The 24,462-nt window shown below is 61.5% G+C and carries 24 protein-coding genes and 1 tRNA gene; 4 read left to right on the forward strand and 21 right to left on the reverse strand.

Annotated features, from left to right (window positions below; all coding sequences use genetic code 11):
- Positions 1–55: 55 nt before the first annotated feature.
- The 17 genes from VFI82_13965 to fusA all read right to left on the reverse strand — a co-directional run bounded on the left by VFI82_13965 (position 56) and on the right by fusA (position 15,750).
- Positions 56–1,387, reverse strand: a complete 1,332-nt coding sequence (locus VFI82_13965; GenBank protein HET7185789.1) for an amidohydrolase — start codon at positions 1,385–1,387, stop codon at positions 56–58.
- A 180-nt stretch (positions 1,388–1,567) separates the two neighbouring features.
- Positions 1,568–2,866, reverse strand: coding sequence for a PDZ domain-containing protein (locus VFI82_13970; protein HET7185790.1), 1,299 nt, complete (start codon positions 2,864–2,866; stop codon positions 1,568–1,570).
- A gap of 71 nt (positions 2,867–2,937) precedes the next feature.
- Positions 2,938–4,131: a DUF4097 family beta strand repeat-containing protein gene (locus tag VFI82_13975; protein ID HET7185791.1), complete on the reverse strand. Its 1,194-nt coding sequence runs from the start codon at positions 4,129–4,131 to the stop codon at positions 2,938–2,940.
- 59 nt (positions 4,132–4,190) lie between these two features.
- Positions 4,191–5,123: a HEAT repeat domain-containing protein gene (locus VFI82_13980; protein HET7185792.1), complete on the reverse strand. Its 933-nt coding sequence runs from the start codon at positions 5,121–5,123 to the stop codon at positions 4,191–4,193.
- A 4-nt stretch (positions 5,124–5,127) separates the two neighbouring features.
- On the reverse strand, positions 5,128–5,724 hold the full coding sequence (locus VFI82_13985) for a sigma-70 family RNA polymerase sigma factor (GenBank protein HET7185793.1): 597 nt from the start codon (positions 5,722–5,724) through the stop codon (positions 5,128–5,130).
- 358 nt (positions 5,725–6,082) lie between these two features.
- Entirely contained in the window at positions 6,083–6,538 is a 456-nt protein-coding gene (gene rplI / locus VFI82_13990) for a 50S ribosomal protein L9 (protein HET7185794.1), read from the reverse strand.
- Between the two features lie 81 nt (positions 6,539–6,619).
- On the reverse strand, positions 6,620–6,988 hold the full coding sequence (gene rpsR / locus VFI82_13995; protein ID HET7185795.1) for a 30S ribosomal protein S18: 369 nt from the start codon (positions 6,986–6,988) through the stop codon (positions 6,620–6,622).
- A 109-nt stretch (positions 6,989–7,097) separates the two neighbouring features.
- Complete coding sequence (rpsF, locus tag VFI82_14000; GenBank protein ID HET7185796.1) at positions 7,098–7,502, reverse strand: 30S ribosomal protein S6; 405 nt, start codon at positions 7,500–7,502, stop codon at positions 7,098–7,100.
- 127 nt (positions 7,503–7,629) lie between these two features.
- Complete coding sequence (gene pth / locus VFI82_14005; protein HET7185797.1) at positions 7,630–8,220, reverse strand: aminoacyl-tRNA hydrolase; 591 nt, start codon at positions 8,218–8,220, stop codon at positions 7,630–7,632.
- An 83-nt stretch (positions 8,221–8,303) separates the two neighbouring features.
- Positions 8,304–9,041, reverse strand: coding sequence for a 50S ribosomal protein L25 (locus tag VFI82_14010; GenBank protein HET7185798.1), 738 nt, complete (start codon positions 9,039–9,041; stop codon positions 8,304–8,306).
- Between the two features lie 87 nt (positions 9,042–9,128).
- Complete coding sequence (locus tag VFI82_14015; GenBank protein ID HET7185799.1) at positions 9,129–10,160, reverse strand: ribose-phosphate pyrophosphokinase; 1,032 nt, start codon at positions 10,158–10,160, stop codon at positions 9,129–9,131.
- A 154-nt stretch (positions 10,161–10,314) separates the two neighbouring features.
- Positions 10,315–10,388 (reverse strand) — tRNA-Gln (locus VFI82_14020).
- 79 nt (positions 10,389–10,467) lie between these two features.
- A complete protein-coding gene (gene ispE / locus VFI82_14025; protein ID HET7185800.1) occupies positions 10,468–11,448 on the reverse strand; it encodes a 4-(cytidine 5'-diphospho)-2-C-methyl-D-erythritol kinase in 981 nt (326 codons plus the stop codon).
- 102 nt (positions 11,449–11,550) lie between these two features.
- On the reverse strand, positions 11,551–12,609 hold the full coding sequence (gene ruvB / locus VFI82_14030) for a Holliday junction branch migration DNA helicase RuvB (GenBank protein HET7185801.1): 1,059 nt from the start codon (positions 12,607–12,609) through the stop codon (positions 11,551–11,553).
- Positions 12,610–12,644: 35 nt separating this feature from the next.
- The gene (locus VFI82_14035) at positions 12,645–13,130 is read right to left on the reverse strand and encodes a type II secretion system protein (GenBank protein ID HET7185802.1); all 486 of its coding nucleotides are present in this window, start codon (positions 13,128–13,130) and stop codon (positions 12,645–12,647) included.
- Positions 13,131–13,296: 166 nt separating this feature from the next.
- Positions 13,297–13,503 carry a hypothetical protein gene (locus VFI82_14040; protein ID HET7185803.1) on the reverse strand — a complete coding sequence of 69 codons (207 nt, stop codon included), beginning with the start codon at positions 13,501–13,503 and terminating at the stop codon, positions 13,297–13,299.
- A gap of 141 nt (positions 13,504–13,644) precedes the next feature.
- The gene (fusA, locus tag VFI82_14045; GenBank protein HET7185804.1) at positions 13,645–15,750 is read right to left on the reverse strand and encodes an elongation factor G; all 2,106 of its coding nucleotides are present in this window, start codon (positions 15,748–15,750) and stop codon (positions 13,645–13,647) included.
- Positions 15,751–16,557: 807 nt separating this feature from the next.
- Between fusA and VFI82_14050 the strand changes: the two genes are divergently transcribed.
- Together VFI82_14050 and VFI82_14055 are read left to right on the forward strand one after the other, a co-directional pair.
- Positions 16,558–18,729 carry a TonB-dependent receptor gene (locus VFI82_14050; protein ID HET7185805.1) on the forward strand — a complete coding sequence of 724 codons (2,172 nt, stop codon included), beginning with the start codon at positions 16,558–16,560 and terminating at the stop codon, positions 18,727–18,729.
- Between the two features lie 124 nt (positions 18,730–18,853).
- Positions 18,854–19,498, forward strand: coding sequence for a thioredoxin domain-containing protein (locus VFI82_14055; protein ID HET7185806.1), 645 nt, complete (start codon positions 18,854–18,856; stop codon positions 19,496–19,498).
- Positions 19,499–19,602: 104 nt separating this feature from the next.
- Here VFI82_14055 and VFI82_14060 read toward each other — a convergent pair whose 3' ends face one another.
- The gene (locus tag VFI82_14060; GenBank protein HET7185807.1) at positions 19,603–20,025 is read right to left on the reverse strand and encodes a response regulator; all 423 of its coding nucleotides are present in this window, start codon (positions 20,023–20,025) and stop codon (positions 19,603–19,605) included.
- A 121-nt stretch (positions 20,026–20,146) separates the two neighbouring features.
- On the opposite strand from VFI82_14060, the gene VFI82_14065 reads away from it, so the two are divergent.
- Complete coding sequence (locus VFI82_14065; GenBank protein ID HET7185808.1) at positions 20,147–20,773, forward strand: TetR/AcrR family transcriptional regulator; 627 nt, start codon at positions 20,147–20,149, stop codon at positions 20,771–20,773.
- A gap of 3 nt (positions 20,774–20,776) precedes the next feature.
- Here the strand turns inward: VFI82_14065 and VFI82_14070 are convergent, their stop codons facing one another.
- The 3 genes from VFI82_14070 to VFI82_14080 form a co-directional block, all read right to left on the reverse strand.
- Positions 20,777–21,709 (reverse strand): DUF1259 domain-containing protein, encoded by a 933-nt coding sequence (locus VFI82_14070; GenBank protein HET7185809.1) that lies wholly within the window; start codon positions 21,707–21,709, stop codon positions 20,777–20,779.
- Between the two features lie 132 nt (positions 21,710–21,841).
- Positions 21,842–22,633 carry an ATP-binding cassette domain-containing protein gene (locus tag VFI82_14075; GenBank protein ID HET7185810.1) on the reverse strand — a complete coding sequence of 264 codons (792 nt, stop codon included), beginning with the start codon at positions 22,631–22,633 and terminating at the stop codon, positions 21,842–21,844.
- 164 nt (positions 22,634–22,797) lie between these two features.
- Positions 22,798–23,229 carry a hypothetical protein gene (locus tag VFI82_14080; GenBank protein ID HET7185811.1) on the reverse strand — a complete coding sequence of 144 codons (432 nt, stop codon included), beginning with the start codon at positions 23,227–23,229 and terminating at the stop codon, positions 22,798–22,800.
- Between the two features lie 166 nt (positions 23,230–23,395).
- Here VFI82_14080 and VFI82_14085 point away from each other — a divergent pair, with 166 nt between their 5' ends.
- Positions 23,396–24,400: an MBL fold metallo-hydrolase gene (locus VFI82_14085; protein HET7185812.1), complete on the forward strand. Its 1,005-nt coding sequence runs from the start codon at positions 23,396–23,398 to the stop codon at positions 24,398–24,400.
- Positions 24,401–24,462: the final 62 nt, after the last annotated feature.

Below are 24,462 nucleotides of genomic sequence, written 5' to 3' on the forward strand. Positions count from 1 at the left end.
CCCCGAATCTGCCTGCTGTTTACCAGTCACTGATTCCCGACTCTTTGTCGTCCTCTCATTGCGGCGGTTCCTCCGTCAGCCGGTGCAACTCCTCCGGCGATGCGTTCAGCAGGTTACGCAACACGGCGACTTCGGCCGTCATTCCAGTCTCCATGGCGGGCTCGACCACGGGCGCGAACAAGGCAGAGTGATTGGACGGTAAGGTGGTCCCGGCGGCCTTGGCCTGCGCCAGCTTCCGCGGGTCCGCTCCCCCGAGGCTGAAGTAAAAGCCCGGCACCCCGGCTTTGACGAAATCGGAAAAATCTTCCGACGGTGTGTGTGGCCCTTCGGCAATGACGTTGTCTTTGCCGAGCTTGGCTTCCAAGGCAGTTTTGAGGCGCTGCGCGAGCCCGGGATCGTTATACACGGCGTCGGTGCCTTCCAACCTCTCGATCAAAGGATCGCGGGGAGTGGCCGCGGCCTGCGCTTCTGCCCTGGTGATGCGGGTGATCGCAGCCAGCACTTTCTGGCGCACATCCTGCTTATAGGTGCGCACAGTGAGACCCAGTTCGGCCTGGTCGGGAATGATGTTGTTCCTGGTCCCGGCACGAATGTAGCCGACGGTCACTACGGCCATCTCGCCGGGCCTGACCTCGCGCGAGGCAATCGTCTGCAGGGCGACAATGGTGCGGGCGGCGATGACGATCGGATCCACCGCGGTCTGCGGCGCCGAGCCGTGCCCGCCTTTGCCGTAAATGGTGATGCGCAGCGAGTCGGAATTGCTGGAAAAAATCCCCGGCGTTATGCCCACCTTGCCCGCGGGCAGTTCATTGCCGACGTGCATGGCAATAGCGACGTCGGGGCGCGGGAAACGGGTGAACAAGCCGTCTTTGATCATCCCTTCCGCGCCCCCGGTGGTTTCCTCGGCGGGCTGGCCGATCAGGACCAGGGTCCCGTGCCAGCTATCTTTGCTCCGCGCCATGATTGCTGCCGTGCCCTCGAGCGCAGCCATGTGCAGATCGTGGCCGCAGGCATGCATCACAGCAACATCCCGGCCGCCGTCATCTTTCACGTGCACGGTGCTCGCGTATGGCAGGCCGGTTTTCTCCTCGACCGGAAGCGCGTCCAGTTCGGTGCGAAGCATAATGGTGGGCCCCACGCCGTTTTTGAGAAGGGCAACAACCCCAGTGCCGCCGACATGCTCCGTGACCTGGTAACCGAGGCTGCGCAGTCTGCCGGCCAGCTTTGCGGCGGTCTGGGTTTCGTGTGACGACAGTTCCGGATGCTGGTGAATGTCGATATACAACGCATGCGCGTCGGCATACGCCGCCTGGACCTCAGCCGGAACCGATTGGGCAGAGGCAGATGCAACCACAAGGAGCGGAAAGATGAGCCGTTGCCATTTCATTCAGGGTCCTCGCAAGTCGAGCCCACGATGTCAGCGATGTTTTCCGGATTATATGGCTTTGCAAGAAGTGGCTGGGAGATAGGGGATTGGGAATTGGGAGTCATTTGCGCGGAACTCCCCGACAATTGAAAAGGCCGCGATCAGCTCGCGGCCCCAGGTCCGAAACATTGGTCCCGCAAATTACTTCTCGGACAACGGCGGCTTCGGCGGTTGAGGCGGTTGCGGCTGCGCTGTATCCGGCGGTTGCTGTTGTTGCAACGATCGCTCGCGTTCGGCCTGCTCCTGCGCCCGTTCACGCTCGCGTTCGGCCTGCTCCTGCGCTCGTTCCCGCTCGTGTTCGGCTTGTTCCTGCGCCTGCTCCTGCGCGCGTTCGGCCTGCTCCTGCGCCCGTTCACGCTCGCGTTCCGCTCGCTCCTGCGCGCGCTGGGCTTGCTCTTGTGCGCGTTGGGCTTGGCGCTGTGCGCGCTCGATTTCACGCTGGCTGCGCTCCAGTTCGCGCTGGATCTTTTCCTGGGCTTCGCGCATGGAGCGCTCGATTTCAGGCTGCAAGCCTTCGAAATCGAACATCTGTCCGTGGAAGTCCTTCATTCCGTCGGCAAAATGCTCCATGCCTTTGGCGAACGCGTCGCCCGGGATGATGATGGTTTGCTCGCCACTGCTCTCCGGCAGGTTCAGCGAGAGTGTCTGCTGGCGCTTGTCGCGCATGATTCCGAGCTGTACCGGACCGGGCTTTTGCTCGCGCAGGGCACGGTTCCAGTCCGAGGTGCCGGAGATGCGCTGGTTGCCGATGCGGACGATAACGTCACCGGCGTGCAGCCCAGCTGTTTCCCCGGCGCTGCCGTTCTCGACCGAGCGAACCAGCACCCCTTGGCCGTCTTTGATTCCGAAGACTTCGCCTAACTGTGGCGTCAGGTTCTCCACCACCACGCCGTCGCGGCGCGCGAAGGTGGTGATGATCGGTATCTCCATCCGCGGGATGCGGACAATCCGGTTTTTGACACGAGGCTCGACGATGGTTATTCGATGGCGGTCGGCCAATTGCGCCTTGATCGTCAGTGGCTGGCCGTCCCGGCTGATGCCAAGCTCAACCGTCTGCTCGGGCGGGGTGTCGCGGATGAGCCTGCGCAGCTCCTCGGGAGTCTTCACGTTGCGGCCGTTAAACGAGAGAACGACGTCATGCACCTTGAGGCCCGCCTTGCCGGCGGGACTGTCGGAATCCACCAGCACGACTTCGGCGCCCCGCGCTTCCTTCAACTTCAAGGACGCGGCCTTTTCCGGCGTGACGTCGTGCACGGTTACACCAAGGTAAGAATATCGTTTGGCCGGCGTCGCCGGAACTGCGGGCGCAGCCGGCTTGGCCGGAACTGCGGGCGCTGCCGGTGCCGCGGGTTTGGCCGGAGCTGCCGGCGCTGGGGCCTGGGCTGCGGCCACCGTGCCTAGCACAACCAAAAGAATTAGGAAGTCAATGAACCTCTTCATGATTGTCCTCTGCTCTTCTCCATCCCCCAAGCTGTGTCAGCCCTCGTATGAAAGTCGTAATCGCGCCACGACTAGCGGGCGCGCCGGAATTCGATGTTGCCGGACATGGTGCGCACGCGCAGCACCGGGCCGCCGCCATTCAGCGATCCCTGGGCGTAATAATTCGTGGGGCCATACTCGGCGCCGTCGGTGGTGATCTTCAGGTCCGGAAAGTCGGAGCGGATCTTGTGCCCGTTGGCCATGTCGAGCTCGGCCTTGACGGTGACCTTCGCCTGCGGGCCGAGGTACACAATGACGTCCCCCACCGATGTCTGCAAGGTGGAGTCGGTGCCGATGCCGAGGAATTCGGCGGTAATCGGTCCGGCGCCGGTTTCCGCGCGCGCACCCTGCATGAGCTTATAGAGCTCAATGCTGCCGCCGCCGGTGTTGGCGATGACGGGTCCGCGAGCCGACGTCAAACGAATGCTGCCGCCCCCGGTTTCCATGCGTGCGTTGCCGCTGACCTCGCCCACCTCGATGCTGCCCCCGCCAGTGGTAACGTGCAGCTCCGAGCCGCACTGTTGCACCTTCACGTTGCCGCCGCCGGTGGTGAGCTTCACCGCGTCGGAAGCGCCCGTGAGCGCGATCCATCCGCCGCCGGTGCTGGCGCTCACCTTGCCTTTCGAGCCGTTGATCTTAATGTTGCCGCCGCCGGTGTTCACGGTGAGCGTGTTCGTCACATCGGCGACATCAATGCTGCCGCCCCCGGTGTTGGCGGTGACTTCACCGCCCAGGCCGGCAAGAGTGATATTCCCGCCGCCCGACTGCGCGGTCACGCGGCCGGACAAGTTGCGCAGGTTGAGGTTGCCGCCCTCGGTGCTGGCACGCACCTGCTGCAGCTCGCGCGGAACCTGGATGTGGAACTCCACCGAAAGGCGGCCATAGTGGCGGTCATTGACGCCCTCGATGGCAGCAACCTCACCGTGCTTCATGGCGACGATACGGAAGCCGGCCAGGTCGCGGCGCGCATTCTCTTCCGAGCCGCCGTTGACGCGCTTGCGGATGGTATAGGTGACGTCCTTTTGCGATCCGCCTTGGACTTCAATGGAACCGGTATCGGTATTGACCCGCAGACTGCCCGGCGCCGGAATGGTGCCGGTGACCTCCTCGACCCAGCCGCCGCCGTCGCGCGTAATTCTGCTGTTGGAATTGCTGATCTGCGCGAACAGCGGCAGCGCGGCCATCGCCATCACCGCCAGCAGCGCGAATGTATGATTGCGTTTCACTTCCGTCTCCTATCTCCTCCACAAACATATTCCCGGTTCGACCAGGTCGCTCCGGTTTATTAATCAATCTCCGGCAGGGAAGCCAGTACATGGCTGGCCTGCTGGCGGATGAACTCACTGCGGTCATTGGAAGCCAGTTTTTCCAGCACCACGCGTACGGCGCTGTCGGCGCGCACCGGCTGCAGGAAGCGCAAGGCTTCGGCGCGGACGCCGGGATTGCTGTCGTTTTGCAGCGCCTGTAACACCGCATCGCGCACGCTGGTGTCTTGCTGGACGTACGGGGCCAGCGATTCCAGTGCCTTTAGGCGCACGCCCGGGTTGCTGTCGTAGAGCAACGAGGCTTTCAGCGACTCGCGGAAACGCAACTCTTCCGGCTTTTGTGAAACCAGGTCCACCGCGTTCTGGCGCACGCCGGGGTTGTAATTGTTGCGGGCGGCAAACAGCAGCAATTGCTGGATACGCTGGTCGTTGAGCGAGCCCTCCGCCTTCTGCGGGACCGTGGTGTCGTACTTGATTTCCACCTTGTCGCTGCCCGGCACCTGGGTGATCTCGCTGATTCCTGCGATGGACGCTTCATTCGGGGAGGCGCTGTTGCCGCCGGGAAGCAGTTGCGCGCTTCCTGCCCGCGGGACCATGCGCCAGGCGGTCCCGATGCCGCCGGCGAATCCAAGGATGAGAAGGACCGCGGCAAGGGCGGGCGAGAACTTCATCTGCCGCAGCCAAAGCACAGGATCGAGGAAGCGCCAGCCGCGATTCTGCTCGGCGGTTTCCAGGGCTTCCTGCAAACGCATGCGCGAGGCGGCCAGCAGGTTGGGAGTGGGCTCCAGCTGCGGCATCTCCGACATGGTGGTGCGGAAGGCGCGCGCGCTCTCCAGTTCCGCGGCGCAGGCGCCGCAGCGGGCGACGTGCTGCTCCAGTTCGTAGCGGCTGTCGTCGGCCAGCTCGTCGTAAACGTACAGCGTGATGTTTCCCTTCACCCAATCGCAGTTCATGACGTCATCTCATTTCCGCCAGGGACGCGCGCAGCTTCTGCGTAGCCCGGAACAACGTGTTCTTGGCTGTCTCCTCGGTGGTGTTCAGCATTTCACCGATGGTGCGCAGCTTGAGTCCCTGGTAATGCTTCAATTCAAAAACCATTCGCTCCCGGCCCGAAAGCTTGCCCAGGGCGGTGTTGATGCTCTTTCCCAGCTCGCGGCGCATCAGGTCGTGCTCCGGGTTGCTGTGCGCGCGATCGTCGGCAACCTGGTCGATAATGCTGAATTCTTCGCCGTCGGAATCGGACACCACGGGAGCGTCTTCCTTGCGAACCTGTTTCTTGCGCAGGTGGTCGAGGCAGAGATTGGTCACGATGCGATACAGCCAGGTGTAGAAGGAGCACTCGAAGCGGAACTTGGCCACCGAGCGGTACGCTTTGAGGAAGGCTTCCTGGTAGATGTCCTGCGCGTCAGATTCCGAACCGGTCAAGTGCAATGCCAGGCGAAGCACCGCCTGGTCATACTGCCGGACCAGCTCTTCGAAAGCGCGGCTGTTGCCCGCCTGCGCTTCCCGGATCAGGACCGTATCGTCCACGCGCCGGATGCCACCCGATGCCATACGCCCCCGACTCGACGATGAATCGTTTGGACGAGCCTGTTCCATGCGTTTCAGCTCACCGCCCGGAAATGGGATCGCCGCCGCCTCGGCCGGCATGGTATTTGCTCCACGTCCGCTCCGCTCTGCACTGGCTGACTGCCCAGTACGGCTTTTTACAATCGGAGCCAATCAATTCACTGCCAATGCTTTGGACGTGGCAGGGGCCGAATGGTGAGCAGCAAACCGAGCCCGGCTCCGTAGTTCGGCGCCGCGTTGTGACGGTTCCAGGCACTTGACTCCGGAGCCCATGAAACAACTGAAAACAAACGAATAAGCAGGGCACTTGGCCCTGCTTGGTGAAATTCCGGCGAGCTCGATCTTACTGCTCTTCGGCTTCCTTGTGGACTTCGACCTTGACCTGCGCGGTCACGTCCCTGAACAGGCGCACCGGAACCTTGAACTCTCCGACCGTCTTGATGGGCTCGTCCAGGTGGATCTTGCGGCGATCGATGTTAAAGCCCTTCTTGTCCAGTTCCGCGGCCACGTCGCTGGAGGTCACCGAGCCGAACAACTGCTCGTGCTCGCCGGAGCGGCGATGAAAAGTTATGGTGACGCCTGACAGTTGCCCGGCCAGCGCTTCCGCATCTGATTTGTCCTTCTGCATGCGGCGGACCGCAGCGGCCTTCATTTGCTCGATGACTGTCTTATTGGCCGCGGTCGCTTCAATCGCGAGCTTCTTGGGCAACAGAAAATTGCGCCCGTATCCTTCGGCCACCCTGACCACGTCGCCGCGCGAGCCCAGCTTGGGCACGTCTTCTTTCAGAATCACTTCCATGTTATGTCTCCGTGTAGCGACGGAATTGATTCCGTCGAGTTACTGGCTGTGACCGGCGGAATCAATTCCGCCGCTCCACCACTACGCTCTTCCCGCGAACGGCAGCAGGGCGATGTTTCGTGCCTGCTTGATGGCGGTGGAAAGCCGGCGCTGGTGGGGAGTGCAAACCCCGGTCAGGCGCCGCGGCACGATCTTCCCACTCTCGGCCACGAACTGCGCCAGCAGCCGCACGTCCTTGTAATTGATGGAGTCGATTTTTTCGACACAAAATTTGCAAACCTTCTTGCGGCGGAAATACTTGCGGCCGCCCTCGCGGGATCCGCCGGGTCGCTGTGGGCGCGGTCCGCGCGGACCGGCGCCAGGGCCGGAGCTCTGCGTCGGCGCAGCGCTCGCGGTCTCGCCGCCATTGGCTCCTGCGGGAGCTGCGGTACGGGTAGTTTCGTCTGCCATGAGTCCTCTCTAAAAAATGTTCCCAGTTTCATCTTTCAAGCTTTCACGTCACCGCGTTACCGGGCCCAACTTCACCTCGTGAAACGCGAAACGCAAAACTTGAAACGGGTTAAACCGCTGCCGGCGCTGCTTCGCTGCCGGCGTCGGCGGCTTCGGCCGCGGGAGCGGGTTTCGCCTTGACGCGTGCATCGCGCAGGGCCTTGATCTTGTTCAGCCGCTTCTGCTCTTCGTCAATCCGCACAGTGATGAACTTGATCACCTGCTCGGTGACACGCAGGCGGCGTTCCAACTCGCGCACCACCTGCCCGGTGCCTTCAATGGTGAACAGCACGTACATGCCGTCCTGGAAACCGCGCACCATGTAGGCCAGGCGGCGCTTGCCCATGCGCTCGGCATTTTTCAGCGTGCCCCCGGCGGTGCTCACCTGCGATTCCAACGTGGAAATCAACCGGTCCAGCTCTTCGTCCACCACGTCCGGGCGGACAATAAACATCAATTCATAAGTGCGTTCCATTTTCTTCTCCTGCTGAAGCTGTTAGCGATCAGCTTTCAGCTCTCAGCAAAGCCTGAATTGCGTGGCGACGGGGCTTATTCCGTCCAATTACTGGCTGCGACGGCGGAATGAATTCCGCCGCTATCGATCACTCTTCGTCTGCCGCTCCGCCAGCCTTCCGGTTAAAGCGGGTCATCGCCGCCGCCGGGCTTTCGGTGAAAATCACCTTCACTGCTTCAACAGCAGCATCCAGTTCCTGGTCCACCACCTCGTACTGCGACTTCTTCAACTGCGACAGCACGTACTTGGCGCCGTCGCCCACCTTAAAGTCGGGCCCGATTCCGAGCCGGACGCGCAGAAAATCCTGTGTGCCCAGCGCGTTCACCACCGACTCGAGCCCGTTGTGTCCCGCCGTTCCGCCGCGCTCGCGGATTCGGATGGTGCCCCAGGGCAAGTCGAGCTCGTCATAAATCACCACCAGGTCGCGGACCGGATCAATTTCCAACTCGCCAACCAGATCGCGCACCGCCAGCCCGCTCAAGTTCATGTACGTCTCGGGCTTGGCCAGCACCACTTCTTCCGCACCGATGCGCGCTTTGCCGGTCATGGCCTGGCAGCGACGATTGTTAAGCTCGGCCCCGTACTGCTCGGCGATGCGGTCCACCGCCAGGAACCCGAGGTTGTGCGGCGTGAATTGGTACTCGATGCCGGGATTTCCAAGTCCGACGACGAGCTTCATGCCGTGCCAGGTTTCACGTTTCAGGTTTCCGTTTCACGAGCCAAGCCCGGCAACGTGCCACGTGAAACCTTGCAACGTGAAACTTATTTCTTCTCCTTCTTCTCGGCCTTCTCGGGCTTTTCCGCCTTTTCGGGAGCAGCCTCGGCGCCTTCCTCGGCTGTTTCCTGTTTGCCCTTCTTGATGACCTCGGGCTCGGCCGGGACGGCGGCAGCTTCGGCAGCGGCCGCTTCCGGGGTGGGCGCAACTTCTTCCTTCACCGAGGTGACGTGCGCCACGACCTGCTCGGCCGGAGTAAGGACCTTCACCTTGCTCCGGTCCAGCGGCAGATCGGAGACGCGCAGCGACTGGCCGAATACCAGGTGGCTGACGTCAGCATCGACGTGGCTCGGGATGTCGCCCGGCAGGCACTCGACTTCCACCTCGCGCAGCACGTGATCCAGGATTCCGCCCTGCTGCTTCACGCCGGCGGCCTCGCCCTTGAGCATGATCGGCACTGCCACCTTCAGCCGCTGGTCCATGGCAATACGCTTCAGGTCGAGGTGGAGCAGCGCGCCTTTGATGGGCTCGTACTGCCAGTCGACGATCATCGCCTTGGTACGCTCGCCATCGAGCTGCAAATCAAAAATCGTGTTGTGACCCGACTCCGAGTGCAGGATGCGCGAGACCTGCTTGGGATCGAGGCTGACCGAGACCGGCTGCTTGCCCGCGCCGTACACTACGGCGGGAACTTTGCCCTGCTTGCGCACCCGCCGGGCCACGTTCTTGCTGCCGGCCTCGCGCGGCTGCGCTTCTACGAGTTTTTCCATTTCTGTCGTTGCCATAATTAGAACCTTGACTGTCTTTCAGTCTCCTCGCCGGTCAGTCACGAGCGCTACCACGAATCGACTGACAGACGGATCGACTTTGGGTTAAGCAAACAACTTGCTGACCGAGGTTTCCTCGTGGATGGAGCGGATCGCGGTGGCGATCAGCCCGGCGACGGAGAGTACCTTGATCTTGGGTTCGTTGCGCGCCGCTTCACTGAGCGGAATGGTGTTGGTTACCACCACCTGCTCCAGCGGCGACTTGGAAATCCTTTCGATGGCAGGACCGGAAAGGACCGGATGCGTAGCGCAGGCCACCACCTTGCGGGCGCCGCTCTCGATCAGCGCGTTCGCGGTCTTCACCAGCGTGCCGGCGGTGTCGATGATGTCGTCGAGGATGAGGCAAGTGCGGCCGTGGACGTCGCCAATCACGTGCATCACCTCGGTCACGTCCATCTCGACGCGGCGCTTATCGACGATGGCCAGCGCCGAATCCATCTTCTTGGCAAAAAATCTGGCGCGTTCCACGCCGCCTGCGTCCGGAGAAACCACGGTCAGGTCGGGAAACGCCCGCTCCTTGAAATAACCGACCAGCACCGGAGAAGCGAACAGGTGGTCCACCGGAATATTGAAGAAGCCCTGAATCTGGGGCGCGTGCAAGTCCACGATTAAAGCGCGATCGGCGCCTGCCGTGGTCAGCAGGTCGGCGACGAGCTTGGAGCTAATGGGCGAGCGCGGCTTGTCCTTGCGGTCCTGGCGGGCGTAACCGTAGTAAGGAATCACGGGCGTGATGCGGCGGGCGGAGGCGCGCTTGAGGGCGTCGGTCATCAGCAGCAATTCCATCAGGTGCGAATCCACCGGGTGGCAGGTGGGCTGCAAGACGAAGACGTCGGCGCCGCGCACGTTCTCCAGGATCTGCACGTAGTGCTCACCGTCGGAGAAACGCGTGATATGCGTCTGCCCGCGCGGGATCCCGAGGTTGGCGCAGATCTCGTCGGCCAGCGCCGGATTGGCGGTGCCGCAGAAGATTTTCAACTTGTCGTCGGTGCGCGCGCGCTGCGGCTTGCGCTCCTTCGCCTGCGTACCGGGATCCTTCTGTGCTTGTGTCGTCGTCGTAGCCACCGTCGTTGTTGCCATAGCGTTGCTCGCTGCGGTGCGGACCTCAGTGGAATCGACTGCCGGGCTCTGTTTTTGTGCCGCGTAACTCAAGTTCGTTGTTCTCGGCTATCCAATGTCGGTTCTGCGCAACCTCGGCGATCGAAAACCGAAAACCGATCACCGACAACCGTGTTGGCTGGGCGGCCAGGATTCGAACCTGGACAAAGTGCTCCAAAGGCACTTGACCTACCATTAGTCGACCGCCCAATCCCATTTGGCAATTTTGTAACCTGGTAATTGAGTAATCTTTTTCTGGGTTCCTAAACCCTGCCTTCGCAATTACCAATTACTTACTTACCGAAATTACCAAATTCTTCCAGTACTGCTCGCGGCTGAGCGAATTCGTCGCCCGCGCCTCGATACCTTGTGTCTTCAAGGCGCCTGCGGCTTTTTCCGCCGCCTCCGCCGTGTCAAAAATCCCGTACAAGGCGGAGCCGGAACCCGACAAGGAGGCGTACCTTGCGCCTTCGCGCTCCAGGACACGTTTTACCTCGCGCAGTTCGGGATACTGAGGAAAGACGACTCGTTCAAAGTCGTTTTCGATCCCGGCACGGACGAGGTCGAGAAGCGGTGTCTCGGCCCGGTCCCTGTCCTTGACAGGAACACCGGATAAGGAACCCGCCAGCCACGCAAACATCGAGCGGCTGAACACGTCAATTCTACTGGCCGAAGCGGCGGGCGTCAACGCGGTCCGCTCGTTAGCGGTTAAAGAATCCCAGTCGGCGAAAGCTTTGGGCGTCGAAATCCCGACGTTCGGAGTCGCGACCACCAGGTGCATGAGCGGCGGTTCGGCGAGCGGAAAGACCTGTTCACCGTGCCCCAGGCCGAGCACGGCGCCGCCAATCAGGAAAAGCGGCACGTCGCTGCCGGTCTCGACGGCAATCGAAAGCTTGTCCTCCGCGGGAAGCGGCTTCCCAAGTTCGCGCTCCAGGGCGAGCATGGTAGCGACCGCGTTGGAGGAGCCGGCGCCCAGGCCGCCTTGCACGGGAAGGTTTTTTTCAATCTGGATGACCACCCGCCGGCGCTGCTTGAGCGCCCTGAGGACGCGTTCGGCAACCCGCCAGCAGGTATTGCTCTCATCCTGCGGCACCTGCGGGTTCTTGCAACGAATTTCGATGCCGGTCCCGGCGGAGGCGGTGACGCGGACCACGTCGTGCATGTCGATGGTCCGATAAATCGTGCTCAACTGGTGAAAACCATCAGCGCGCGCGGTTCCGATATAGAGGCCGACATTGATTTTCGCGTAAGCGCGGACAGAGCTGGGCATGGGGAGCGGTAATTGTAATGGATTGCGGAATTGCGCAGGTGGTACGCGGCTGCACTTCCGCTTTCGCAGGAACTAAAAAGCCAACCAAGCTTGCGTTGCAGCCTAGAATAGCGTGTTCTGGCGCTGCCCCGGCTTGATGCCGAAGTGCTCGTAGGCAAGATGGGTAACCGTGCGCCCCTGCGGGGTGCGATTGAGAAACCCGATCTGAATGAGGAACGGCTCGTAGATCTCTTCAATGGCGTCCGGTTCTTCCGCCAGGGTTGCCGCCAACGTCTTCACTCCCACCGGTCCACCCTGGTACTTGTCGATGATGGTGAGCAGCAGCTTGCGGTCGATGTCGTCAAAGCCGTAGCGGTCCACCTCGAGCATCTGCAGCGCCGCCTCGGCGGTGGCGCGATCGATTTTGCCGCCGCCGCGGACCTGGGCGTAGTCGCGGACGCGCCGCAGCAGCCGGTTGGCGATGCGTGGCGTACCGCGGGCCCGCGATGCGATCTCCAGGGCGCCTTCGGCATCAATCTGCACGCCAAGGATCTCGGCCGAGCGCGTGACGATCACCTTCAGGTCCAGGTGGGTGTAAAACTCCAGCCTCAGCACGATGCCAAAGCGCGAGCGCAGCGGTGAAGACAGCAGCCCGGCGCGGGTTGTCGCTCCCACAAAGGTGAACGGCTGCACGTCAATCGTATGCGTCCGCGCCGACGGCCCTTGCCCGATGATGATGTCCAGCTTGTAATCTTCCAGCGCGGAGTACAGCAGCTCTTCGAGCGCGGGCTGCAGGCGGTGCACTTCGTCGATGAACAGGACCTGCTTGTCGCGGACGTTGGTGAGCACGGCGGTCAGGTCGCCCTTGATTTGCAGCGCCGGACCGGAGGTCTGCTGAAAATGAGCCTCCAGTTCATTGGCGATGATGGTGGCCAGCGTTGTCTTTCCAAGTCCTGGCGGCCCGTACAGCAAGACATGATCCAGGGCTTCGCCACGGGAGCGTGCCGCCTCAATGGCCACGGCGAGATTATCTTTCACTTTTGCCTGACCGATGAATTCAACCAGTCGTCGTGGCCGCAGCTTTAATTCAAAGGAGGCATCGTCATCGACCGGCGCGGCGGAAACGATGCGATCTGGGTTTTGCCCGGTGGTGGACACGTGCGGCGATAGTAAGACGAAAATCGTGAGGAGGCAATCACGCGATTTAGGGTCCTTGGCTACTGCAGGACCGAGCCCGCCGTCTGGCACGTCGCCGCCGTGCCATCACTCGCGAACCAGATGGTACCGCTCGCGTCGGAACAGAACGAGCGTACCCCGGTGGTTCCTGGCGTCACCGGAACGGCGACGGAGCTATAAGTGGATTTCGGGGAGCCGTTGCAGCTTGAAAGCGAGAGGATATAGCCTTGCTTCACTCCCGCGACCAGCACTGAATCCAGAATTCCGCCGGCGGCCGTCGGGCCAATCGGTTGGCCAGCTGCGGGCGCACCGAGATCGCTGAGCGTGCAGGTATATCCAATGTTGGGAAACATCTGCGCGTAGGCATGTTCCGCGGTGGTGATGGCGCGTATCGAAGCCACTGCCGAGGCCTCATCGGCCGCGATGCGCGAACGCAGCAAACTGGGAATGGCGATGGCCGAAATGGTGAGGATGATGGCCACCACGATGAGCAGCTCGATGAGCGTAAATCCTCTGTTTCTCCGCATAGCCAGACTCTTTTCCGCCGCTGGCGGAAACGTTACTACAAATCATAGGGCTGTTTGGCGGAAGGAGGTGGGAGGGTACTTGGGAAGTAACCGGAGGAGGAGAGTCGACGCCATTATGTCGGAGGGCCGCAGACGCTGCAAGTTACTTTGGTCCCTTGCCGCAGAGCTACGGTTCATCACGCGTGGCCCCGATATCGGTGAGCACCTGCTGCTGCGGCGGTTTGCCTTCCTCGTATATAACCTGCATGACCCGCACCCGGCAGCCGCGGTGTAGAGCCATGACTTGCGCGACCTGGAAATCACTGAAGGAGGCGGCGAGCTGCCATCGTCCCTTCTTGAACTCCCAGATTTCGAACTGTTCAAAGCGCGCCATGGAAAATCGTTTGCGGGTTGTCGGTGAACCTGATGGGGGCCAGTTTTCAGCCCGTCTTTGTTGCCCGGACATTTTACGTCCAAAAAGAACCGGACGGCTCACGCCGCCCGGCACCGGCATCGCATCTGCGACTTCGCGGTACTACTCCTCTTCCGCCACCTCTTCGCCGCGCGACTTCTTGTAGTTCTCGATGATCTTCTCCTGCTGCTGCGCGGGGACGATGTCGTAGTGGTTCATTTCCATGTTGAACGAGCCGCGGCCCTGCGTCATCGAGGTCAGGTCTACGCCGTAGGTCAGCATCTCCGACATCGGCACCTCGGCCTTGATGACCGTCTTGCCGGCCTTGTTGTCCATGCCCTGAATGCGGCCGCGCCGCCCGTTCAAATCGCCCATGATGCCGCCGGCAAACTCATCGGGAATTTCTATCTCCACCTTCATGATCGGCTCCAGCAGCGTGGGCTTGGCCTGTTCCATCGCTTTCTTGAAGGCGATGCGGCCCGCGGTCTTGAACGACAATTCATTGGAATCGACGTCATGGTAGGAACCGTCGTAGAGCACAACCTTGAAGTCCACCACCGGATAACCGGCAAGGAAGCCGCGCTGCGCCGCCTCGATGATGCCCTTCTCGACGGCGGGAATGAAGTTCTTGGGGATGGCGCCGCCGAAAATCTCGTTCACGAACTCGAACTTCGCTCCCCGTGGTAAAGGCTCCATCTTGATGCGGCAGTCGCCGAACTGGCCGTGGCCGCCGGTCTGCTTCTTGTGCCGACCCTGCACGTCGGCGCGCCCGCGGATGGTCTCGCGATAGGGCACCTTCGGCGCTTTCAGGTTCACTTCGGTGTGAAAACGCTTTTTCAGCTTCGAGACCGTCACCTCGATGTGCTGCTGGCCGGTGCCCGCGATCAGGAATTCCTTGGTCTGCTCGTCGCGGAAGAAGCGCAGCATCGCGTCCTCCTCGCGCAGCTTGGAAATGCCGTTGGACAGCTTGTCTTCATCGGCGCGCGTCTTGGGCTCGATGGCAAAGGTGATGGCCGGCTCCGGCAATTTCACTTGCGGATACTGGATCGGGGAACCTTTGTCGCCCAGGGTGTCGCCGGTCAAGGTATCGCGCAGTTTGGCGACGGCGCCCAGGTCGCCGGCATGGATCTCATTGACCGGCACCATGTTCTTGCCCTGCATCACCGACACGTGCGCCAGCTTTTCCGAACTCGAGCGGGTGAAGTTCTGCAGCGTGGCATCATTCTTCACTACCCCGGAATATACCTTGAAGTAGGAAATGCGGCCCGCGAAGGGATCGTTCAGGGTCTTATAAACGAACAGCGAAGCCGGTTCGTTGTCGGCGACCTTCCGCATTTGCGGCGAACCGTTCCCGGAGCCGGGCATGGCCTCCACGGCAGGCCGCTGCGTCGCCGCCGGCATGTAGTCCACCACGATTTGCAACAGCCGATCGGCGCCGATATTCCCCAGCCCCGAGGTGTACAGCACGGGATAGATGCGGCGCGCATCCACCGCTTTGCGCAGGCCGGTGAGCAGGTGTTCCTCGCTGAGGGTGCCTTGATCGAAAAATTCTTCCATCAGGGCGTCGTCGCCCTCCGCGATCAGTTCCACCAGCTTTTCGTGCGCCGCCTTGGCTGCATCGGCAAGATGGGCGGGAATCTCGCTTTCCTTGCCTTGACCGTTACCGGCCATGTCGTAAGTGAAGGCCTTCATTTTGACCAGGTCCACCACGCCCGTCAGGTTCTTCTCGCTGCCGATGGGGAGTTGCACGGGAATGACGGCGCGGCCGAAGGCGCCGACCGCGGACTCCAGCATGCGCTCGGCATCGGCGCGCTCGCGGTCCATGCGCGAGCCGACAATCACTCGCGGCAGGTTGTACTCCTCGGCATACTGCCAGGCTTTTTCGGTGACCACCTCGACGCCGCCTACGCCGTCGACGGCGACGATCACGGCCTCCACCGCCGGCATCGCCATCTTGGCTTCGTGCACGAACATGTTGAAGCCGGGGGTATCGATGATGTTGATCTTCGTGCCTTTCCACTCGGCGCAGGCGACACCGCTGGTGACCGTCATTTGGCGTGCAATGGCTTCTTCGTCGTAGTCGGTGGTGGCGCTGCCGTCGTCCACGCGCCCCAGCTTGGGAGTGGCGCCCGCGGTATAGAGCATGGCCGAAATCAGTTGCGTCTTGCCGGCATGGCCGTGGCCGACCACCGCCACATTACGCACGTTTGCGCCTTCATAAACTTTCATGGGTACAACTCCTTGCAGCCCGTCTCCGCTGCACGCGCCACCTTGGCGCGGGACGGGGCCATCCGACTACCCGGATTCCGTGCCGGCGGGATTGGTGGCCCCTTGCGGAAGGCGAACGGGAGAGCTATGAAACCACGAATTTTAACAGACGGTAAATTTTCCGCTCAACCGGGGCCGTTCTGCGGGCTAAGGCCGCGCCTGCTTGGACGATTGGTTCGGCCCTTGAAAGCGGATGCGGTTGCCGTCCGCATCCTTAGATGTACATCTCCCGCGTGCCCCAGGCCCGGCAATGAATTTAGCGTATCCAGGAACGCCTTGGGACACTCTAAATTCGCATGACCGAGGGCGGACGCCAATTTGCGCGCACGATCAGCGCGGTTCTCGTGCTCGCTCTCTGCTGGCCGGTAGCAATTTCGTTCGCTGCCGCCGCCCCTGCCCCGGCCCAGAGAGCCTGCTGCATGCGCATGTCGCATGCCTGCCACTCGCACCACAACTCCGGTGAATCATTCCAGGCCCTCTGTCGAAACTGCGCCTGGTGCCACGCGCTGCTGAAAGTCCGCGCCCACCTGGCCGCGCACTCGGCTCGGTTTTCACTTTCTCTCTACCAGGCGTCCCGCATCCATCAAGCGCAATTGGATCCGTCCCTCACGCCAATCCGCCTGCGCGCCTCCCGCGCGCCTCCGCGCCGCATCGCAACTGCCTGACGAGAGTAGTCGCCAAAACAAGAATTGACCGGGAATCGCGTCGGGAATCCATTCCCGGGTGATTCCGGATGGTTGCGGCGCCGATGGCGTTGAAGGTTTCGGCATGAGAAAGAACTGGATTTTGTGCTTTGTGCTCGCCAGCGCCGGAGTGTGCTGTGCGAGCGTGTTTGGCGGCATTCGCGGGCTGGTGCACGACGCCCAGCATCGACCGATTGCCGGCGCGCAGGTGGTGGTGCATGCGGTCAATTCCGACTTTCGCAAGACCGCGGTCACCAATGATCTCGGCGAATTCCGTTTTGAGGCTCTTCCCGCCGGGGCGTATGAAGTGGAAGTTTCCGCGCCATTATTTGCTATCGCGCGCCAGGTAGTCCCCGTGGCTTCGGGGAATGTGCTGGAAATCCACTTTCCGCTGAGTTTGGCCAGTGTCCAGCAATCGGTGGAGGTCCGCGCCGAGCCCGAATCCGTCGGAACCACCACCTCGACCACCAGCCTGGTAAGCCGCGAGGAAATCGCGCAAACCCCGGGCGCGGACCGCACCAACAGCCTGGCCATGATCACCGATTACACGCCCAGCGCTGTCGTCGTTCACGACCAGTTGCACCTCCGCGGTGGCCATCAAGTCACCTGGCTGCTCGACGGGGTACCGGTGCCGAACACCAACATTGCCAGCAACGTCGGGCCGCAGTTCGATCCGAAAGACATCGATTACATGGAAGTTCAGCGCGGAGGCCTGTCGGCTGAATACGGCGACCGGGCCTACGGCGTCCTCAACGTGGTTCCGCGCTCCGGCTTCGAGCGCGACCGCCAGGCCGAACTCATCGCCAGCTACGGCAGCTTCAACCAGACCAACAACCAATTCAACTTCGGCAGCCACAACGAGCAGTTCGCCTATTACGGCAGCGTCGCGGGTAATCGGACCGACCTCGGCCTGCAGGCGCCGAATCCGCAAGTGCTGCACGACCTCGGCAGCGGCCTCAGCGCGTTTACCTCGCTCATCTACAACAAGACACCCCACGACCAGCTACGCTCGGTCGTCTCTGTTCGCGGCGACCACTACCAGGTTCCCAATGATTCCGACGCGCAAGTTGCCGGCATTCGCGACGTCGACAACGAACGCGATGTCTTCGGCAACTTTTCCTGGGTGCACACATCACCCAGCGGGCTGATGCTTACCGTCTCGCCCTTCTTCCACTTCAACAGCGCGCATTATCAGGGCAGCCTCGACGACCATCGTGGCTCCAACTTCGCCGGCGGCGTTGCCAGCCTGGGCGTGGCTCACGGAGCCCACAACCTGCGCGTCGGCGTGGAAGGATTCACCCAGCACGAATCGCGCTCCCTCTCGTTGACCACCGTTGCGCCCCTCAGTGAGTCACAGCGGAGCTGGGGGAGCCTCAGCGCGTTGTTCGCCGAAGATCAATTCAAGGCCGCTTCGTGGCTGACGTTCAATGCCGGCGTGCGGCTAACGCATTTTAGCGGCGGCCTGAATGAAACCGTAGCCGACCCGCGCATCGGCGCGGCGGTACAGGTGCCGCGGCTGCACTGGAACCTGCGCGCGTTCTACGGCCGCTACTACCAGGCTCCACCGCTGTTCAGCGTCGGCGGTCCAGTGCTGGCGCTGGCCGCCAGCCAGGGCTTTGGCTTCCTGCCTCTGAAGGGGGAGCGCGACGAGCAGCACGAGTTCGGGCTGACCATTCCGGTGCGCGGCTGGACGCTTGATTTCGCGAACTTCAAAACCGCAGCCCGAAATTACTTCGATCACGACGTCCTCGGCAATTCCAACGTGTTTTTTCCGCTCACCATTGACCGCGCCCGCGTGCATGGCTATGAGGCAACCGTTCGGTCGCCGCAGCTGTTCCAGCGCGCTTCCTTTCACCTCGCCTTCTCGCGACAGTGGGTCGAGGGTCTGGGCGCGATTACCGGCGGCCTCACCGATTTCTCTCCGCCTCAGAATGACTGGTTTTTCCTCGACCACGACCAGCGCGACACGCTCAGCCTGGGAGGCAACGTGCGCCTGCCCCTGCGCGCCTGGATTTCCGCCAACCTCAATTACGGCTCCGGTTTTCTCGACGGCAATGGCCCCTTCCACCTGCCGCCGCATACGACCTTCGATCTGGCGGCCGGCAAGAGCTTCGGCGAGAGCTGGACGGTGCATGCAAGCGCCTTGAACCTGAACAACAACCACTACCTGCTCGATAACAGCAACACCTTCGGCGGGACGCACTTCGTCAATCCTCGCGAGGTGGTGGTGGAACTCCGCTATCGATTCAAGTATTAGGCGTCGCCTTAATCCCGCCTCTTGCTTCCGCCCAGTATCCATGCGGTAAATTACTGAGTTGCTCGCCTGTGTAGCGCAACTATCTGCGGGCCGCGACATCTATATGGAAAGAGCAGCTCTGCTTATGAAAATGAATAAACGCAGCCTGATTTGGCTGATTATCTTTCTTGTTCTTGCCGTTTGCGGAACGATTGCGCTTCGCGCGCAGACCAGCGGCGAAGTTCTACGTCCGCCCAAGGGCGCCAAGGTTGCGATCGTGGTCTTCGAAGATCTGGAATGTCCGGATTGCGCCCGCGCCGCGCCCCTGGTGATCGAGGCGGGCAAGACCTACAAGATTCCTGTCGTACGCTACGATTTCCCTTTGCCGCAGCACCTCTGGGCGTTTGACGCTGCCGTGATGGCCCGCTATTTCAGCAGCAAGTCGCCTGCGCTGGGGTTGGAATTCCGCGAGTACATCTTCCAGCATCAGCCCGTGATCACCAGCGCCAATACTTCCGACGAGAGTGGCCAGAAGCAGCGCCTGCGGGCCGCGGCGGAACAGTTTGCCAAGGAACACAAAACCACGCTGCCCTTCGTCGTCGATCCGCAAAACAAGTTCGCCGCCGCCGTTCGCGCCGACCGCGAACTCGGCGTGCACATTGGCATCGAGCACACACCTACCCTCTACGTGGTCAACAACAGCCGCACCGGCCGCCCATTTATCGAGGTGGTGGACCGCTCCCAGCTTTTCCAGTTGATCGACCAGATGAAGAGCGAGGCGGGCACGTAGGCGAGAGTTTTTTCAATTTGCCGCCGGCGGGGCACTGGGACCTACGTCTTTGCGATTCAGGATTGAGATCCTCTGTGTCCCTCTGGGGGCTAGAGAAGGTTCCACTAGCCGCGACACAGGCTTTCGATCTTCTGCAACACCTGCGGGGCCGTCGTCGGCTTGTGCAGCACGCAGGACGCTCCTGCGCCGATCGCATCCTCCGCCAACATGCTCGACATATTCCCCGTCATCAGAATGAACTTCGCCGTCGACCATTTCCGCGCTGCGCGGATCAGTTCCACGCCCGTCATAAGCGGCATATGGTAATCGGTGAGGACGCAGTCGCAGCCCGCCGCGATTGCTTCCAAGGCGGAGGTTGCGTCGCTGCAACACTCCACGCTGTATCCCGAGGCGGTGAGGATTGCACCCCAGATTTCCAGGATCGAAGGCTCGTCATCGACCACGACCACGCGCGGGCGCTTCCCGATCGCGTTGACCGGCTGCTTCGCGACACAGCATCCGTAACTGGCAAGCTGAGGTGAACTCATGGAAACTTGGCAGGTTGCGAATGGTAGTAGTATCACTATTGCAAGAACGATGTCAACAGAATTCCTGCTGCCCGTATCTTCCGACTTGCAAAGGGTTGTCAAAGCTAGTAGTTATATGACTATGGCTTCCGCACCCAATCTCGGCGATTCCGGCAAGGGCAGTAGTTCTCGGGAGCGAATTCTGCATGCCGCCAAGCAACTGTTTTCCTCGCGCGGTTACGAAAATACCAGCACAGTTGCCATTGCCCGGCTCGCTGGAACCAGCGAATCGCAGCTCATGAAACACTTCGGCAGCAAGGAAGGATTACTGGAGGCCATCTTCGACGACGGTTGGACCACCCTGGCCTCGGCGGTAAAGCAGATCGAGGGAATTGCCTCGCCGGTCAAGAAACTTAACATGCTGGTCGAAATAATGTTGGCCGCCATGGAGCGCGACCCCGAACTGAAGCTGCTCATCCTGCTGGAAGGCCGCCGCATCCGCAAGGAAGGCCAGATGGTGCTCATCACCCAGGGCTTCCTGCATTTTGTTCATGTCATTGACAGCATCTTGGCCGAGATGCGCGCCGCCCACCAGTTGCGTCCTGACATCAACGCCGATGCGCTCCGCTCCGCCCTGATGGGAATGTTCGAAGGACTGATGCGCGATCAGCTCCTGGCGAAGAAAATGGGTTTCCCCTCCACCTTTACCGCCGCCGACATGAGCAAGATCTTCAACACGCTGCTGCCTGCGCTGGCGTCGCCGAAATAGCCGCTACTTCGATTTCGCTTCCTGTCCTGCCGATTTCGTCTGGTCGAGTGCCGCACGTAATCCCTTTGCCAGGGTCAGGGCGGAATCATTGGCCCAAAAGTGCATGAAGAAAAGGTGCGGCTCGTCAGCGAGCATGTGGCTGTGCAGCGCCGTGACCTCGATGCCGTGCTGACGCAAAGCACGGATTACCGGATTGACCTCCGCTGCCAGCAGAACAAAGTCCCCGGTGATGGCGGCGCGTCCATTGCCCGTTGGTTGAAAGTTGATCGCTGTCGCCGTGCCCATCGATGGCGGTACTTCCATGCCTCCTTCGGTGATCTTTTCCGATCGTGGCACGCTCACTTGGTAGATTCCGCCGTTTACCTTGCCTTTGTGGCCAAGGATGGAATCGAGCTGTGCCGTATCGATTCCAATGTTCTGCGCGCTGGCCGCGCTGGCCGGCGGCGCCGACGGTGTCTTGGTCAATGCGAGCGCATCGTGGAGGGCTTTCGCCATTTGCACTGCATCGCCACGGCCTGCGATATGCATGTAAACCACGCGCGGCGTTTCGTGCAGAAGGTGATTGTGAATCGCGGTCTGCTCGATCCCTTGTTGCTGCAGCTTCAGCATCACCGGCCCGACTTCACTATCCGTGAGCACCAAGTCGCCCATCACCATGGCATGATCGCGCGCGCCTTGGAACGCGACCCATGATCCCAGCGCGAGACCTGCCTGGATCGGCGTGCCGGCCACCGAAACTTTCAGGTCCGATCGCGGCATGCCGAACTTGAAGGCGCCATCCGGTTGCAGTTTTCCCGGGCGGCCCATGGCCGCCTCGACTGCCTTCCAGTCGCCGTTCTCGTCAGCGGTTTTGCCCTGTCCGCTCGCGGCGCACGCTAGCCACATGGTGAACAATGTCAGCGACACGATCTGGTTCGCTCGTTTCGTGAGCCGCATATACCCTCCCTGGCAGATATCAGGAGTCCAGCGAACGTGGAAACAGTTGCCGAAGGCCTGCTTCAGCATTGTCCGGTCATGCAGACGCGAAACTCGCCCTGGGAGATGCCCTTCTTGGGACCAATCGGGCTGCTATCCCATCTCCGGCGTGGCCGCCAGCAGCGAGCGCGTGTACTCATGCGCCGGCCGGGTCATCATCTGCTCGGTCGCGCCCACCTCCACGATTTTTCCCCGGTACATCACCGCGATCCGCGAGGCCAGGTAGCGCACCACGGGCATGGAATGAGAAATGAACAGGTAGGTGAGGCCGAATTCCCGTTGCAGTTGCGCCATCAGGTTGATGATCTGAGCTCCCACGCTGACATCCAGCGCCGACACCGGCTCATCGGCAACGATGAACCGCGGCCGCAACGCCAGCGCGCGCGCAATCCCGATTCTTTGCCGCTGGCCGCCACTGAACTCGTGCGGAAACTTGGTGAGCGCCGATTCGTCCATCCCGACCGCGCGCAGCAGTTCAGACGGCGTGAGCAGCCCATCGCCTTTCGCCGCTGCGCCGTGAATCCGGCCCGGTTCGGAGAGAATGTCCTTCACCTTCATGCGCGGATCGAGCGAGCCAAACGGGTCTTGGAAGATGATCTGCATGTCGCGCCGCAAGCGGCGCATTTCCGCCGCGCCCGCCGCCAGCACGTTCACCCGATCGTCGAACCGGATGCTGCCGGAAGTCGGCGGAATCAACCGCAGCACCAGCCTTCCCAGGGTGCTTTTTCCCGAACCTGATTCCCCGACCAATCCCAGGGTCTCTCCCGGCTGAATATCGAGCGAGACATCATCGACCGCGCGCACCTCGCCCTTGGCTCGTCCTCCCCAGACGGACTCGCCGAGCGGGAAAATCTTGCTCAGGTTTCGCACTTCGACCAGTGCCATGAGCCTGCAGATTACTCGCTACCGCCCACTCGCTGCCAGTATCTTGCGCCAATGGCACGAGCCCTGAGTACCGGGTGCCACCAACCTCTTCATTCAAGAAAAAGGCCTCTCTCCGAATCAACTGCCGCAGAGAGAAGCCCTTTCTTGCGCGCGGTAAACTTGTATCAGGCTGCGATTTGCTGTTCCGGTGTTTCCAGCCGCCGAGCAGCGACGACATTCACCTTGGCGCGACGTTCGTCGTGTTGTCGCAGCAGGCGGAGCAGAAAGATCACGGCCGCGATTCCCAGGATTGCTTGCGGATTGGGCGTTGCGGCGGCGATCAACTCCGCCCGCTCCGCGCGCGCCAGCCTTTCGCCCGTCAGCTCGGTCTTCAAAAAGATTCCTCCACCCGGTTGGCCGGCGGCCATTTCCGGACCGTCCCACCCGGCGCGCGCCGGCACGGATTGCGCCGCTTCCGCCGGCGGCTGCTCAACAATCTTGCGGATGTCGGGGCGGATCGGTGTCGCCTCCGCTTCCAGTGCGGCCATGAACATGACAAATCCGGCCGCCAGAGCCATGGTCACCGCAATCCGCTTCAGTAGGCGTTTTCCAGTCACGTCAAGTTTAGATGCGCCCCGCTGCGGAAGTTTTCCTCCACCCGCAGCACTCTTTTTTTGATCATTCCGATTCGTTTCGGGCAACCAGCAGGACGTGAAGAATCGTCGTTGCCAAAATCTGCTCGGGCGCGGTATACCTCACCTCACAAGAACTGTGGGGTGACCCTTGACCACTCTCTTTTCCGCCTTGATGGCCGCTATTCGGCGGACTCTGATCGCCGGGTTCCTGCTCGTCGTGTGCTGGCCCGTGCCGGCTGCGTTTGCGCAAACGACGGCGCCGGCGCAGATTCACGCTTTGAAGATCACGATCCTTTCCACCATGATGGTTGGCGACCGCGCCGGATTCGGCGAGTGGGGATTCTCGGGCTTGGTGGAGGCCGATGGACATCGCGTGCTGGTGGACACCGGCGGGCATCCGGAGACCGTGCTGCAAAATGCGCGCGAACTGAAGGTGAATCTCTCCGATGTGAAGGATGTCATCCTTACTCACAATCACTGGGACCACGTCACCGGGCTGCTGACTTTGCGGCGTGAGCTGATGAAGAAAGATCCCGCCGCCCTGTCCGTCGTGCACGTCGGCAAAGGAATCTTCTACAGCCGCCCTTCGCCCGCCGGCGAAGACAATCCCATGATCGCCATCCGTAAAGAATACGAGGCCACCGGCGGAAAGATCATCGAGTACGACAGCGGGGCGCCGATTTTCCCCGGAGCATGGCTGACCGGACCTGTGCCGCGCAAGTTTCCGGAGCGCAATTGGAGCGTCAGCGGCAAGGTGCAAACGCCACAAGGCCTGGTGGAAGACACGATTCCAGAAGACCAGTCTCTAGTCCTCAACACGACACAAGGCATCGTCGTCGTGACCGGTTGCGGTCACGCGGGCATCGTCAACATCCTGACTTACGCCTCGCAGGAGTTTCCCAACGAGCCGGTAAACGCGATCGTCGGTGGTTTGCACCTGTTCCCCGCCTCGGATGAGCAATTGAACTGGACCGCAGACAAGCTGAAGGAATTCAAAGTGGCCAACCTGGTGGGGGCGCACTGCACCGGGATTGAGGCCGTGTATCGTGTTCGCGAGCGCGCCGCGTTGACCCGCAAGTCGGCAGTCGTCGGCACGGTCGGAGCCACCTACGTGCTCGGCGAAGGCATTCATCCGGGATCGCTGGTGAAGTAAGGGCGGGCTGAGTCGCCGCCGGAGAGGTTGTAGTAAACTTCGGCTGATTCCCCGAAAGCGAG

This window comes from Terriglobales bacterium, assembly GCA_035691485.1.
Lineage (GTDB): Bacteria > Acidobacteriota > Terriglobia > Terriglobales > Acidobacteriaceae > JAIQGF01.